This window comes from Flavihumibacter sp., assembly GCF_036676075.1.
In the GTDB taxonomy this organism is placed as follows: Bacteria; Bacteroidota; Bacteroidia; order Chitinophagales; family Chitinophagaceae; genus Flavihumibacter.
The window spans coordinates 543,600-559,582 of record NZ_JAKFDQ010000009.1; the positions used below are offsets into that span (position 1 = coordinate 543,600).

10 protein-coding genes and 1 tRNA gene are annotated in these 15,983 nt (G+C 44.5%); 2 read left to right on the top strand and 9 right to left on the bottom strand.

Annotated features, from left to right (window positions below; genetic code table 11):
• Window positions 1–94 precede the first annotated feature (94 nt).
• The 7 genes from V6M43_RS11095 to V6M43_RS11125 all read right to left on the bottom strand — a co-directional run bounded on the left by V6M43_RS11095 (window position 95) and on the right by V6M43_RS11125 (window position 8,224).
• Window positions 95–168: transfer RNA gene (locus tag V6M43_RS11095), tRNA-Pro, on the bottom strand.
• A gap of 86 nt (window positions 169–254) precedes the next feature.
• Complete coding sequence (locus V6M43_RS11100; protein ID WP_332735222.1) at window positions 255–1,496, bottom strand: glycoside hydrolase family 172 protein; 1,242 nt, start codon at window positions 1,494–1,496, stop codon at window positions 255–257.
• A gap of 18 nt (window positions 1,497–1,514) precedes the next feature.
• Window positions 1,515–2,528 (bottom strand): dipeptide epimerase, encoded by a 1,014-nt coding sequence (locus V6M43_RS11105; RefSeq protein WP_332735224.1) that lies wholly within the window; start codon window positions 2,526–2,528, stop codon window positions 1,515–1,517.
• Window positions 2,529–2,545: 17 nt separating this feature from the next.
• A complete protein-coding gene (locus V6M43_RS11110; protein ID WP_332735226.1) occupies window positions 2,546–5,236 on the bottom strand; it encodes a 4-alpha-glucanotransferase in 2,691 nt (896 codons plus the stop codon).
• A 127-nt stretch (window positions 5,237–5,363) separates the two neighbouring features.
• Window positions 5,364–5,519 (bottom strand): hypothetical protein, encoded by a 156-nt coding sequence (locus V6M43_RS11115; protein WP_332735228.1) that lies wholly within the window; start codon window positions 5,517–5,519, stop codon window positions 5,364–5,366.
• Window positions 5,520–5,654: 135 nt separating this feature from the next.
• On the bottom strand, window positions 5,655–7,550 hold the full coding sequence (gene dnaK / locus V6M43_RS11120) for a molecular chaperone DnaK (protein WP_332735230.1): 1,896 nt from the start codon (window positions 7,548–7,550) through the stop codon (window positions 5,655–5,657).
• Window positions 7,551–7,714: 164 nt separating this feature from the next.
• Window positions 7,715–8,224: a GtrA family protein gene (locus V6M43_RS11125; protein ID WP_332735232.1), complete on the bottom strand. Its 510-nt coding sequence runs from the start codon at window positions 8,222–8,224 to the stop codon at window positions 7,715–7,717.
• 17 nt (window positions 8,225–8,241) lie between these two features.
• Between V6M43_RS11125 and argS the strand changes: the two genes are divergently transcribed.
• Window positions 8,242–10,059 (top strand): arginine--tRNA ligase, encoded by a 1,818-nt coding sequence (gene argS / locus V6M43_RS11130; protein ID WP_332735234.1) that lies wholly within the window; start codon window positions 8,242–8,244, stop codon window positions 10,057–10,059.
• Between the two features lie 23 nt (window positions 10,060–10,082).
• Here argS and V6M43_RS11135 read toward each other — a convergent pair whose 3' ends face one another.
• On the bottom strand, window positions 10,083–11,108 hold the full coding sequence (locus V6M43_RS11135; RefSeq protein ID WP_332735236.1) for a tetratricopeptide repeat protein: 1,026 nt from the start codon (window positions 11,106–11,108) through the stop codon (window positions 10,083–10,085).
• Between the two features lie 5 nt (window positions 11,109–11,113).
• Entirely contained in the window at window positions 11,114–13,069 is a 1,956-nt protein-coding gene (gene glgB / locus V6M43_RS11140; RefSeq protein ID WP_332735238.1) for a 1,4-alpha-glucan branching protein GlgB, read from the bottom strand.
• 142 nt (window positions 13,070–13,211) lie between these two features.
• Here glgB and V6M43_RS11145 point away from each other — a divergent pair, with 142 nt between their 5' ends.
• Entirely contained in the window at window positions 13,212–15,977 is a 2,766-nt protein-coding gene (locus V6M43_RS11145; RefSeq protein WP_332735240.1) for an outer membrane beta-barrel family protein, read from the top strand.
• The last annotated feature ends 6 nt before the right edge of the window (window positions 15,978–15,983 follow it).

Genomic DNA, 15,983 nt, shown 5'->3' on the forward strand with positions numbered 1-15,983 from the left:
ATATTAATGTCGGGCATTGCCCGACGAAGCCCGCCGGACTGAGTAATGGCTAAATTGATAAAGCCCGCCTGCGCTAAAGCTTCGGCGGGCGAAGTCGGGATGACTGGATTCGAACCAGCGGCCTCTTCGTCCCGAACGAAGCGCGCTACCGGGCTGCGCTACATCCCGAAATTTGTAGCAATAACTGTTGATCAAATGTAAAAATTGCTATTAATTCAGGCAAGTACAGCCTAAAAAATATCAGTGCAGTTTTCCTATCGCGAACCGGTAGTGCGAAGATTAACCGGTTGCAATGGTGGTAAATCATTGGATGGCCGGTCAAGATAAAAGTAGACTGTTGATGAATAATCATCGGAGCGATAGAAGTTTGTCCAGCTGTCCTTTCGCGTACTGTCCAATACAACCAGACTATCTTTTTTATAGAATCGATGAAAGCCATCAGGGGCATCGGTTGTTACAGGCAGCAAGGGTACACCGGCCGACTGGTAACCCGCCACCACATTGGTCATATCTCCCCCCATGGTTTGGATGGTTACCCTGCAATCGGTACTGAAATATATAGGATCGGGTATATGGTAGCGATAAAAGGCCCATTGCAATAATGAATCATCACTGATGGTGCATCCCGTATAATCATTGATGAATTTCCCCTGTCCCCATGCAGTGCCTATATAATCTTCAGTACCCGTTCCGTTAAGCGTGGGATAGTTGGTATCGCCATCAAGGTAGATCTTAACCTCACCTTCGCCAAACCATGATTTTTTATAAAGGGGATTGGCATTCACCCCGATATTAACCCCAAGAAACCTCCCCTTCCCTTCTACTCGTGGAAGCATTACAAAATCAACCGAAGGTGTTGTTGCTGTATCACGGGTGAAGAATGCATGGAAATAGAGATAATCATCGCTCCAGTTTTTTACGAGTGAATAATCAACGTCGAAAAATATATTCGGCTGCGACTTCGTCGATTCATTGGTCACGGTAATCCTGGCGCCTTTCCTGAATGGCATCGGTATAAAACAGTTAAATGACCTTCCTTCGGCATTGGCAAAAAGATGGTTTTGGAATACGGCTGTTTTACCTAGTCCCACACCAAAAAAATCACCGAATGGCACCGATACAGCAGGCTTCTCCTCTCCGTCCCAATACATTTCAATTTTAAGTGAGCGTAACATTTCTGGCGATCGGTCGCGCACGGTAACCCATATACGCTGAATGATCCCCTGCTCCTTTATATCCAGTAATGTAAGTGTAGCACCAGGCGGAATTGAATCAAAGGGATGGCCCTTGGCACCATTGTTCTCCTTACCACCAGCGCCTTTTATGCCATTCAGGTTTTCCGGGCTGCTCCAGCGCGGCTGCAGGTTATCATCATACTGAAAAAGATTTTTGGCATCAGCACCTCCCCCAGCTCCCGACTGTTTGCAGGCATAAAGAATCACCAGGCTAAGAATCATGATTGCAGGCAATGATCTGCCAGGAAGGCTTATTCGCATATATGTAGGTGTTATTGACTAAAGCTGCACCGTAATTCCCAATCCCGGCGCCGATGGTAAACTAACTTTACCGAAATCATAGGTCAACCCGGTTGCCAGGTCCTCCGAAAGCAAAAGCGGACCATCCATATCAAGCCAGTCGGCCAATGGACCAAGATGCGCCAAAGCAGCAGAACCAATGGTACTTTCATTCATACATCCCAACATGATCTTCATCCCACGTTTCCTTGCATCCGCTATCATGCGAAGCGCAGGCGTTATGCCCGTGCACTTCGTGAGCTTGATATTGATGCCATGGAAATGACCCTCACATTTTGCGAGGTCCTGCTCATAAACACAACTTTCATCTGCCACTAGTGGCAATGGACTTCTTTCATATAACCAGGCCATCCCTTCCCAATCATCCTTGGCAAGAGGTTGTTCTATGAACTCCACATTCATTGCAGCAAAAGCGGTGATTTTCTCGAGGGCCTCCTCTTTTGTCCAGCCTGCATTAGCATCTATACGCAAAGGAGTATCCGTATGCCGGCGAAGTGATTCCATGATCTCGATATCACGGTCGGTTCCCAGTTTGATCTTGTACACCGGCCATGGCGTTTCCTTCATCTTCTCTATCATCTTTTCTGTGCTGTCGATACCGATGGTATAATCCGTAACCGGCATATTTGCAGGATCAGCCCCAAAGAGTTTGTACAGCGGCTGTCGCCTGATCTTACCGAAGAGATCCCAGGCCGCCATATCAAGGGCACTCACGAGGAAACCATTCAGCGGGAGCAGGTGGTGGAGATAATGCCAGTAACGGTCGGGAGTGGTAAAGGCAAACTTCTCAACAAAGGTTTGTTTGGCCAGGAGATCAGCCTGCATCTTCTCCACGGGAATATTATAATAGGCAATGGCCGGCGCCTCACCATATCCAACAATACCATTCAATTCCAGTTCAACAATAAAAGTTGGCTGGTGTGTTTTTGTTCCTTTTGAAATGGTAAAAGGATGGGTGAAAGGGAGCGCCTTGATGAAGGATCTTACACGCATGGTGCAAACCTATCAAATTATGCTCTACCGCCCGCTTTAATGTATTCTTTCAATGAGTGGTTGAAGTCTTTTTCTTTGAGGAGCTCCTCCAGCGTCATATGCATACGGTATCGCCAGTAATGTTTTGGATTGGAAGGAATATTTATCCTTTCTGCAGATGGATCGCTGCGGCGCAGGTCTGCATCCACTCCCATCAGGTCCTGTAACTGGAATACTGCCCACATTGCCGGCGAATATAAATGCTGAATAACGATCGCTTTATTGATCCAGGCTTCGCAGAAAGCGGGGGCCTCTCCCCATTGGCCAAGGTCATTGTTAAAGAAGCGCTGGGTCTTCTCCCTGTCCTCTTCCCACCAGCCCCTGATGGTACTCATGTCGTGCGTGGATGGTGTTACCACTGAAAGGTATGGGGCATCATTGGGATGAAAGAATTCATGTTCAGGGTTCTTCGGCATACGCTGGATCTCCAGGCTCAGGATGCCGAGGTGCTTCATTACATCGGGCACACAGGCAGGCACCATACCAAGGTCTTCGCCGCAGATAAGCATATTGGTTGAAGCTTTGAGGGCGGGTAATTTATTCATGGCTTCCTGCTCCCAGAAATCATCCTGGCGACGATAAAAATAATCTACGTACAGGGCTTTCAGTTGTTCTTTTGTATTCCATTCAAGATCCTGGAAAGAACTGGTCTGCTCCATGGCAAAACGAAAATGAAATCTCTTCCCCTCTGATCCCGCTTCTTCAAATAATATCACATTGGTATGCAGGTCAAGTAGTCCCTGCTTTAATCCCTGCAGATGATCCTTGTCTTCGCGCGCAAGGAACCACTGCTCTATTTTTCTTTGAGTGTCAAACGGAGGTTTAAAATCAAATTGTCCGAAACCCCTGTCCTCAAGGAATTCTTCTTTAACGAAAGTTGCCGATTCACCAAATCGTTCTCCAAGTATCTTTTCTGTAATGAAAGGCTTGGTATAACGGTAATGGTTAAACCATATTTGCCGTTCACCAAATTCTTTTACATCAACCGGAATAGCCGGAACAAAATGGCCCATGATTCCTTCCACTGCGTCAAAGGGGATTGACCAGATCCGGAAGAACCCGAGTATATGATCAATCCGGAATGCGTCAAAGTATTCACTCATCTGGCTGAACCGTTGTTTCCACCAGGTGAAACCATTCTCCTGCATCTTCTGCCAGTTATAAGTGGGGAAGCCCCAGTTTTGCCCCTTAATGGCAAAATCATCTGGAGGCGCACCAGCCTGCTGGTCCATATTGTAAAGCTCGGGACTCATCCACGCATCACAGCTATGGCGATATATGCCTATTGGAATATCGCCCTTAACGATGATGCCATGTTTATGTGCATAGGCAGTGGCGCTCTTTAATTGCAGGTGAAGATGATACTGAATAAAGTAGTGGAAACCGATCTGGTTATAATGTTTTTGCTTTGGGGATACAAACTTTTCTATGGCTGATGCGTCATAAGTATTATGTTGTTTCCACTGCGAGAAGTCGGCCGTATCATGTTTGTCGCGAAGGAAACAAAATGCAGCATAAGGTACCAGCCAGTGTTTATTATGTTCAAAGAATGCCAGGTAGTCTTTGTCTTCGGCCCAGCTTTCTTTCTGTGATTCATACAGCTCGGTGAGTACGGCGATCTTGAACTTCATCACTTCTTCATAATCAACCTCAGGTAGCTCATTGAGTTCTTTTTGTTTTTTCCGGAAAGGCTTAAGTATGGAAGCGTCTTTCTTACCAGCAACCTCTTCGAGGTTTACAAACAGGGGATGAAGGGCAAATGCAGAGATGGCTGCATATGGGTAAGAGTCGAGCCAGCTGCGGGTAGCAGTGGTATCATTGATGGGAAGAAGTTGCAGCATTTTCATGCCTGTCGCGCTTGCCCAGTCAACCAATAAATGCAGGTCGGTAAATTCACCCACACCAAAGCTGTTTTTGGAACGCAGACTAAAAACGGGGATGGCTACCCCGGTACCTTTCCAGGTGTTATTGGGAAGATGTACAAATCCGTCATGAACAAGCGTGATCTTTTTTTCGAGTGCGTCTCCGAAAAGTGATCTGTTTTCTCCATCCTCAAAACGAATCATGGTCTTCTCCCGGGTATCATAAACCCCATATTTATAATGGAGCGGAAATCCTTCTTTGGGCAGGTCGAGGGTAATAGTCCACCAATTTCCTTCTGTATGCATCTGCAGTGGCTTTATTTCATCCCACTCTCCCAATGCCGGAATACTTCCAACTATGCAAATTACTTCGTGTTTATTCAGCAGTGGTGCTTTTACTTTAAAAATATGCGTGAAGTGCTTTGGGCTTTTTATCTTTTTATGGTCATGCTTCTCCAGTAAGGTCTGTTGAAAGGGTGCTGTATAAAAAGCATTTTCAAACTCACCGGCATAATTCCAGGTATCTACAACCTGTAATTCATCGGCTTTGAGATCATGAAGGGAAATTACCTTGTCGTTGCCCCATTCTGTTACGATCTTACCATCTTCAGCAACCAGTTGGTATTGATAGCGTATTTCGCGGTTGGCTGATCCATCCACAACAACTGTTGCATGCCAGAATTCCTCGTTGAGGTAGTTCATGCTAATGGTATTGCCGGTTTCGCTGGAAGAGGAACTGAAATTGGAAATGATCTGCAAGTGCTGCCCAATACGGGTGCTATACCGAAGGAAAAAATGAATCTTCATACTGGTTGTTTGGCAAGACAAATAAAAGTAAAATTAAGAAGATTTGTGTATAATATACACATTTGGTTTTGATACCAATGAAAAAGGCCCCACAGAAGTGGAGCCCATTAATATTTTCAGTATTCCGTCAAATAATATCCATGGCTTTTACAAAGCTGGTGAGGGCGAAGGGAATGATCATTGTCAGGTACTCCCAGTGCAGAAAAATGGCTGCAAGTAACGCAGCTGTGGATACGAAAAAACCGATCCACCATAATCCTCTATTCTTTTTTTGTGTTTCCATGCTTCAAAAAAATTTATGCTGCGAAAATAGCGCAAACATTTAAGAGGTAAGAGGTAAGATGTAAGATTTGGAAAAAAAAATGGACTCCGGTAAAAAACCGAAGTCCATCCACTATGTAATTCTTACCTCTTACCTCTATTTGACTTCTTCGAATTCTGCATCGGTCACATTCTCGCCGCTGGCGCCCTGCTGAGCTCCAGCATCGGCACCGGGTTGTTCTCCACCCGATTGCTGTGCCTTGTAGATCTCCTCGGAAGCGGCCGTCCAGGCAGTATTCATTTCAGCAACAGCTGCATCAATGGCTGCGATATCCTGGCTCTTATGCGCGTCTTTCAGTTTAGTGAGGGCAGTTTCTATAGGCGCTTTCTTGTCGGCCGGGATCTTTTCACCGAACTCCTTCAACTGCTTCTCTGTCTGGAATATCAGGCTATCGGCCTGGTTGATCTTCTCCACACGCTCTCTTGCTTCCTTATCAGTTGATTCATTGGCCTTAGCCTCTGCCTTCATCTTTTCGATCTCTTCTTTGGTAAGTCCGGATCCAGCTTCAATGCGGATCTTCTGCTCTTTACCAGTTCCCTTGTCCTTAGCCGTTACATGGAGGATACCATTGGCATCGATATCGAATATTACTTCAATTTGTGGGACGCCGCGTGGGGCCGGTGGAATTCCATCGAGGTTGAACATACCCAGGCTCTTGTTCTGGGATGACATCGGGCGCTCACCCTGAAGAACATGAATCTGAACGCCTGGCTGGTTATCGCTGGCTGTAGAGAAGACCTCTGATTTCTTGGTCGGGATGGTCGTGTTTGATTCAATGAGCCTGGTCATTACACCGCCCATTGTTTCGATACCCAGGCTAAGCGGGGTAACGTCAAGCAGGAGTACATCTTTCACCTCACCGGTGAGTACTGCGCCCTGGATGGCGGCACCTACTGCAACAACTTCGTCGGGGTTAACGCCCTTGTTAGGCTTTCTTCCAAAGAACTTCTCAACGATCTCCTGAACTTTAGGGATACGGGTAGAACCACCTACCAGGATCACTTCGTCGATCTGGCTGGTACTCATACCGGCATCTTTCAATGCAAGCTCACAAGGCTTAAGGCAACGCTCAAATAATGTATCAGCGATGGCTTCAAATTTAGCGCGGGTAAGCTTTTTAACGAGGTGCTTGGGCACACCGTCAACCGCAGTAATATATGGAAGGTTGATTTCTGTTTCGGAAGAAGAAGATAATTCAACTTTAGCTTTTTCAGCAGCTTCTTTCAGACGCTGAAGGGCCATAGGATCCTTGCGCAGGTCGATGCTTTCATCTTTCTTGAATTCTTCTGCAAGCCAGTCCATGATCACTTTATCAAAGTCATCACCACCGAGGTGGGTATCACCATTGGTTGACTTCACTTCAAACACGCCATCACCGAGTTCGAGGATGGAAATATCGAATGTACCACCACCAAGGTCAAATACCGCGATCTTCTGGTCCTTGCCTTTCTTGTCCATGCCATAAGCCAGTGCTGCTGCAGTTGGCTCGTTAACGATACGACGCACATTAAGACCAGCAATTTCACCAGCTTCTTTGGTAGCCTGGCGCTGGGCATCATTGAAGTAAGCAGGAACGGTAATAACCGCCTCAGTTACTTCCTGGCCCAGGTAATCTTCTGCAGTTTTCTTCATCTTCTGCAAAACCATTGCACTGATTTCCTGTGGCGTATAAAGTCTGCCGTCGATATCTATGCGCACTGTATTATTATCGCCTTTGGCAACTTTATAACTCCAGTGGCTGATCTCTTCGGTTACTTCGTCAAAACGACGGCCCATGAATCGCTTCACAGACGTAATAGTGTTATGCGGGTTAGTGATCGCCTGGCGTTTGGCCGGGTCACCCACCTTACGTTCTCCGTTCTTCAGGAAGGCTACCACCGAAGGCGTTGTTCTACGTCCTTCATCGTTAGCGATCACGACGGGCTCATTGCCCTCCATAACCGATACACAACTGTTGGTAGTTCCCAGGTCAATACCAATGATCTTTCCCATATGTTTATTTTTCCTTTTATGAATGTGTTACGCTTATGATTGTCAATAGATATGCCAATGGGGAGAACTGTGCAAAAATGGCAGAAATGTCAGCGATTTAGCCTTTATACTGACAAATTACCCCTCATTATAGCGAGCGTGTGGCGCCGGGGGGACAAATTGCCTTATTTATCCAGCCGCTTGCGGAAGGTGTAATTGCGCTGGGCCAGGTAACTGAATGTCACAACAATGAGTGTGGTCAACATTTTGGCAATCGTTGGGAAAATGCTGAATACCTCAACAAATAGTTTAATGAAGGCATAGTTGAGCAGGATATTCACCATTACCAGTAACATATACCTGAAAAGCTGGACCCTTCCCCTTAGGTCGGAATCGTGGAAAACAACTTTCCTGTTCAGGTAAAATCCAAGTGGGAAGCTCACAAAAAATGCCATGAAGAATGCCATGATATGCGGACTTACTGCCAGTTCCTGCCCTCCCACCATTATCCCCAGTGACACTACCTGCTTTTGAAGGATGAAATTATAGGAGATAAAATAAATGAGGATATCCAATAATGTATTACCACCACCACAGGCTATATAGCGAAAGGTTTGTACGGGTATATACCGCCTGAAGGGCGGATAAAAAAAGTCAATGATGGAACTGACATTGCGTACAAACCAATTGGACATGGGCGCAAAAATAGTATATGCGTTCGATGTTTAGGGCTTCACCCTATATCTTTGCCCTTATGGCAATCACTCAACAGCTTCAGACCATTGTTAGCAACGCTATTAACAATTTATTCCCGCAGGTTACTGACCCCGGCGCTTTCCAGGTGAACCAGACCAAACCTGAATTTGAGGGCGATTATACGATCGTTTTATTCGGGCTGGTGAAAGCTTTAAAAAGCTCCCCGGAAGCCATCGGCAATACACTTGGTGAATACCTGGTAAAAGAAAGCAATGGTTTTTTTACTTCCTATAACCTTATCAAAGGATTTCTTAACCTGGTTGTTGCAGATAACTACTGGACAGAATTACTGGAAGAACATTATAATAACGAGTCCTTTGGAAAGGCTGCTCCTACTGGACAAAAAGTGATGGTGGAATACAGCTCTCCCAATACCAACAAACCGCTGCATCTTGGACACTTGCGTAATAATTTCCTGGGATGGAGTATAGCAGAAATCCTTAAAGCTAATGGCTACGAGGTTATCAAGAGTTGTATTGTAAATGACAGGGGCATCCATATCTGTAAGAGCATGATTGCCTGGCAACGTTTCTCTGATGGAGAAACGCCTGCGTTGGCCCAGATGAAAGGGGATCATTTTGTGGGCGACTATTATGTAAAGTTCAATGATGTTTACAAAGCAGAAGTTGAGTCTCTTGTTGCGACCGGAATGACCAAAGAGATGGCAGAAAAAGAGGCGCCGCTTATGAAGGAAGCGCAACAGATGCTTGTTGACTGGGAAGCTGGAAAGCCCGAGGTTACCGATCTCTGGAAAATGATGAATGGCTGGGTGTATGAAGGTTTTGACCAAACATATAAGAGGATAGGCAGTGACTTTGATATTGTGTATTATGAAAGTGAAACCTACCTGCTGGGCAAGAAGATCGTGCAGGAAGGTTTGGAAAAAGGAATTTTTTATCGCAAGGAAGATGGAAGTGTGTGGATTGACCTGGTTGCTGATGGTTTGGATGAGAAACTTGTTCAGCGCAGGGATGGCACTTCTGTTTATATGACACAGGATATTGGATTGGCTGAGCAGAAATATGAAGAATACCAGATAAGCCAGAGCATTTATGTGGTGGGTGATGAGCAGAATTATCACTTCAAGGTATTGAAACTTATTGCACAGAAACTGGGGCTTCCCAATGCAGATGGGATTTTTCATTTGTCGTATGGAATGGTTGAACTACCCACCGGAAAAATGAAGAGTCGGGAAGGAACTGTTGTTGATGCCGATGACCTGGTGGCAGAGATGGTTAAGATTGCTGAGGAGCATACACTTGAGCTGGGTAAGGTTAAGGATTTCAATGAGGATGAACTCTCGGAACTCTATGATACGATTGGGTTGGGGGCACTGAAATTTTACCTGCTGAGGGTTGATCCCAAAAAGAAAATGATCTTCAATCCGGAAGAGTCTATAGATATCCATGGCTATACCGGACCATTTATCCAGTACACCCATGCAAGGATCAAATCAATTCTGCGTAAGGAAATGCCGGAAGATGACCAATCATTCACTTCTCCCCTTCTGCCGCTGGAAAAGAGTCTGCTGGTAAGTCTGGAGCAATTCCCGACAGTGATAGAACAGGCAGCATTAGAGCATAATCCTTCTGCAGTGGCCAACTATATTTATCATCTTGCCAAAACATTCAATTCATTTTATACAGAACTATCTGTAAGCAGGGCCGAAACAGAGGAGAAAAAACAACTTCGTTTGCGGATTTCAGTTATGACAGCAAATGTGATCGCACAGGGAATGGCATTACTGGGTATCAGGGTGCCGGAGAAAATGTAGTTTGTAATATTTTAGTGCTTTACTCAGAGCCCGAACATCGAACGTTTTTCCCGGTATTTTGCCAATGAGGGATCCATTTTAATGGCCTTTTCACAGAGGTCTTTGCCTTTGGCATCATCGCCTTTTTTAATATAGGCAACGCCAATCATATACACTGCACGTGCCTGGGTTTTATCATGCGCCAGAACCTGGTCCCAGTTGTTGATGGCGTCCTGGTAAGCGCCTGCTTTGTAATAGGCATCACCTATGGAGTATAATAATTCAATGTCGCCCGGCTTTCTTTCTTTTAATTCATCATACAGTTTTATTGCTTTGTCAAAAGCTTTGATCCCAACATAGGAGTTAGCGAGGTTCTCCAGGAAATCATTGCTGCGAGTGTAACCATGGGAGGCTGCCGCTTCAAACCATTGAACGGCTCTTGAATCATCAGGAATGGCGGCATAGCTCATGCCTGCTTCATACATCCAGCGCGCATTTTTAGGTTCCAGTGCAAGTGCCTGTTCGTAACAACCTGCCGCCCTGCGGTAATTGCTCATTTCAATATAACTACGACCTGCCATATAAGGGAGTTCGGCATTGGTCTTGTTGTTAACCCAGGCTTTTTCTATGGCCTTAAGAGCATTTCCATAATGTTCCTGTTCATACCATGATTTGGCTATAATGAGGTCATGATCTTTTCCTACTCCAAGTTTCTTTGCTTTAGTGGCCATCTCAATAGCTTCCTTCCAATGACGGGTATTATAATTTAACTCCATCAGTTTACTGATGGCATTGGTGTCATTGGGCTGGAGGGCATGTATTTTGGAATAGGCTGTTCGCGCAACATCATATTTCCTGAGTTCGTAGGAGCTGTTGGCGAGACCGTTCAATGCAGTTGCGTCAAGTGAATCAATGGAAACTGCTGCGCGGTAGTGCTCGTAGGCCGGAAGGAACCTCAATTGTGAGAAGGCATCTTCTCCCTTTTTAATATGATAATCAAGACTGTCTGTCTGTCCATTTACAACTCCCAAAGTCCAGCAGCACAGTACGGTCAGGTACAGTGTTTTCATTTTTCTTATTTCAGCACGAGGGCACCCAGAGGTGGCAGGTGCAGGTTAATTTCAAAGAGGTCATCATCCCCCTCTGTTGGTGTAACTGCAATATCAGGATTAAAGACGTCACCTGTACCCCAATAAATTGCATTGTTACTGTTAAATATTTCCTTCCATTTTGTTTTACCCGATGCATACACTTTCCAATCCCGTCTTACCGTGGGTGTCATATTTAATATTATTAAAAGATCATCAGTAGGTTCCAGTCCCTTTCTTCTGAAAACGATCACCGATTCAGCCCGGTGATTGAGATCAATCCATTCAAATCCATCCTTGTCGAACTGCTTCTCATACATTGCCGGTTCATTTCTTAGCAGTGCACAAAGATCTTTTACACATTCCTTCATTCCCTTGTGACCATCAAACTGCAGCAGGTGCCAGGGTAACTCGCTTTTATAATTCCATTCTAATGTTGTGCCAAATTCGTCACCCATGAAAAGAAGTTTGCCGCCCGGGTGAGTGAACATATAAGAATAGAGTAATCGGAGATTGGCAAATTTCTGCCATTCATCACCTGGCATCTTATAGAGCATAGGGCTCTTGCCATGAACAACTTCATCGTGGCTCAGTGGCAACATGAAATTTTCATCATAATAATACATCATGCTGAAGGTGAAAGAATCCTGTTGAAATTGGCGGTAGAGCGGATCCTGTTTGAAATATCGAAGGGTATCATGCATCCAGCCCATCATCCACTTCATACCAAAGCCAAGTCCGTCATCAAAGGTGGGCTTAGATATTCCGGGCCAGTCTGTAGCTTCTTCTGCTATGGTCTGTACATCAGGGAAATCGCGGAAGATGGTCTCGTTAAGATCTTTGATAAATGCGATGGCTTCAAGGTTGCCATCCCCTCCATATTCATTGGGTTCCCACTGCCCTTCCTTACGGCTATAGTTGAGTTTGAGCATGGAAGAAACTGCGTCTACACGGATGCCATCAACATGAAAATGCTGAAGCCAGAAGTGTGCACTACTTATCAGGAAAGATTTTACTTCTCCCCTTTTGTAATTGAAAATATAGGAGTTCCAATCGGGATGGAAACCTTTTCGCATATCGGCATATTCATAGGTATGGGTACCGTCGAACATAAACAGTCCATGTGAATCATAAGGAAAATGGGAAGGCACCCAGTCCAGAATTACACCAATACCAGCCTGGTGAAATGCATCTACCATGGCTTTGAAATCCTGTGGTGATCCAAACCTCGAAGTTGGTGCGAAATATCCTGTGCCCTGGTATCCCCAGCTGCCGTCAAAAGGATGCTCCATAATAGGCATGAATTCTACATGCGTGAATCCCATCTCTTTTACATATGGAACCATTCTTTCCGTGATCTGGGCATAGCTGTTATATGTCTCTTCATCATTTGGATCGGGCCTCATCCAGCTGGCGAGGTGCACTTCGTAAACACTCCATGGCGCATTGAGCGAGTTGTGTTTTTTACGAACCTTCATCCAGTCCTTGTCCTGCCAATCATAGCTGAGGTCCCAGGTTATGGAAGCAGTAAGTGGTCGCTTCTCCCAGAAATTAGCGAAAGGATCACCTTTATCAAGCTCAGCACCCATAAAGCCCTTGATATGATACTTATATACTTCTCCTAAACCGAGTGCGGGAATGAAGCCTTCCCATACCCCGCTATTATCCCAGCGGGGATATAATTCATAGTCGAAATTTTTCCAGTCATTGAAGTTTCCTTTAACGGATACACTGGTGGCATTGGGTGCCCATACGGCGAAATACATCCCCCATTTTTCCTGTACCTGTATGGAATGCGAACCAAATTTTTCATAAAGCCTGTAATTGGTGCCGGCCTGAAAATTTCGAATATCCTCATCCGTTAGGATGGAGTAGTTCCAGACCTTTTTAGTGGTATCTATAAAGTTGGTTGCTTCATATGGTGTATGAGGAGGTATTGACATAAGCATTGCAGTTGTTCTAAAATTAAGGAAAAGAGGGGCTACTTGAACACTCAGTGATTAAAGGCTTTAACTATTTATTAATTATAATAGCTATTGGTATTCAAATAATAATGCCAATTTTTGGCTGGACTTTAACCTGCTTATGAGAAAACTGCTATTCCTATTTTGTAGCCTGCTGTTTGCAGGTGCCAGTCAATCGCAATCATTAACCATAAAAGGGCTGATTGCTGATACCTCCGAGAAAAAGCCTTTGTCAAATGCTGTTGTGGCGATCCTTTCAAAAGATTCAGTATTACTGAAGCATACCCGCACCGGTGCAGATGGCAGCTTCACATTAACTACAACTGGCGAGGGACCATTTATCATGCTAGTGACCTATCCCAAATTTGCTGATTTCATGGACCAGCTTGCACCGAAGGAACCGGTGCTGGATCTTGGCCGGATCAACCTCATTAAAAAATCGGTGCTTTTAGAAGAAGTGATCGTTTCCCGAAAAATCGGGGCGATAAGGATGCGGGGTGATACCCTGGAATTCAAGGCCGACAGTTTTGCTGTAAGGGAGGGAGCTAATGTTGAGGAGTTGCTGAAAAAATTACCCGGTCTCCAGGTTAATAAAAATGGCGAGATAACAGCCCAGGGAGAAAAGGTGCAGAAGGTTCTGGTGGATGGCGAAGAATTCTTTAGTGATGATCCCGCGGTGGTGACGCAGAACCTTAGGGCTGATGCTATCGATAATGTGCAGGTATTTGATAAGAAAAGTGACCAGGCTGCTTTTACCGGAATTGATGATGGTGAGAAAACCAAAACGATCAATTTAACGCTGAAAGAAGACCGGAAAAAAGGTTTATTTGGACGAGCAAAAATTGCAGGCGGTATACCGGGTTATTTTGAGAATGAAGCAATGATCAATCTATTTAAGGGCAAACGTAAAATGGCTGCCTATGGTACAATGTCAAACACAGGCAAGGCCGGATTGAATTGGGAGGACCAGGAAAAATTTGGGGGTGGATCTGATATGGAGTTCAATGAAGACGAGGGCTATTTCTTTTCTTATAATGAAGGTGATGAGTTTAATACCTGGGGAGGCAGATACAACGGTGAGGGTCTGCCTAAGGCCTGGAATGCCGGTGCTCACTATTCTAATAAGTGGGATAATGACAAAAAGAATCTTAATGGTAGTTACCAGTTTTACAAGCAGGATGTTTTGAATGAGGGAACCACTACCAGTCAGTTTATACTACCAGATACACTTTATTACAATGACCAGCAGCGCAAAACATTTTCACAGAATATCCGCCACCAGGCTGGAGGCTTCTATGATCTTAAGCTGGATTCATTAAGCAATATAAAGATCACTGTTAAGGCTAACCGAACCAATGCGATTAACCAGTCCGGTTATCTTTCAAGATCGCTTTCTGAAGAACGTGAGCTGGTAAATGAACAGCAAAGGCAACTCTTCTCAAAAGGTCAGAAGGATTTTTTAAACGCCAAGGCTATCTGGCGGAAACAATTTGCGAAGAAAGGAAGAACCTTATCGGTAAACTTCGATCAAACATTTAATGCCAATGAAACGGATGGGCAATTACTTGCAGTAAATGATTTTTTTAATAATGGCGGTGTAAAGTACAGGACCGATACCACGGACCAATTCAAGGAGAATTATCAGCAGAGTAATGCTCTTGGTGGAAAATTGACTTATACTGAACCGATTTCTAAAAAATGGTTCATAGTTGCTGATTATGGTTACAGGGTAAACAACAGCAAATCATTGCGAAGTTCATTCAATAAGGATAATGCCGGCAAATATGCTGAGCTGGACAGCCTCTTTAGTAGCAATTATGCATTTGATTTCAATACCCATAGTGCAGGTTTGAATTTCAGGCATAATGGAACTAAACTGGTAGCTAGTTTTGGTTCGGGTATTTCCTTTGCAGACTTCAGACAAACGGATCTGGTAACTGATACTGCTTATAAATACAATTTCACCAACTTCTTCCCGCGGGCTAATATCCGTTTTAAGATGGGAGCACAACGCAGCCTTTCCCTTAATTATAATGGAAACACACGTCAGCCAAATCTCCAACAGTTACAGCCTATCAGAGAGAACACAGACCCTTTAAATATCCAGGTTGGTAATCCCGACCTTAAGCAGGAATTCAGGCATAATCTCAACTTTAATTTCAATGATTATAAGGTTTTGTCGGGTCGCTACATGTATATAAATTCTGGTATCAACCTGGTTGATAATGCCATTAGTTCCAGCACGAATCTGGATAATGAGGGGAAGCGTACTTCCATGTTTATAAATATGGACGGGAATTATAATTATTATTCAAGTGCAGGATTTTGGATGCAGTTCAAGAAGATCAGTATGAATGTGAATTCATATCTTTTTTACAATGGCGGAAAAAATAATAACCTGGTGAACGGCATTAAGAATACCAATAATTATTCTAACCTGGGACTGAGATTGGGTGTGGGCAAATCAAAGGAGAAAAAGTATAATGTGAACCTGGAATTCGGACCCCAGCTAACCCAGAGCAAATCATCCGTTAGGCCTGATGTGATAACAAGGTTCTGGACCGCCAGCACTGAGCTTAATGGAATGATATTCCTGCCCCATGAATTCGAAATTTCCAATGAACTCAGCTATAACTACCGTCAGAAAACCGATGTATTTGGTGAAGACAGGAATGTGTGGTTATGGAATGCATATGTGGCAAAGAAGTTCTGGAAGAATAAGAATGGGGAGCTTAGGTTCAGCATGAATGATATCCTGAACCAGAATATTGGTTTCCAACGAAATGCCAGTAGTAATTTTATTTCGGAGAATACTTATCTCAGTCTGCGGCGATATTGGCTGATGAGTTTTATCTGGAATTTTAATCGCAGTCCGGGTGGAAAATAGAGGAGA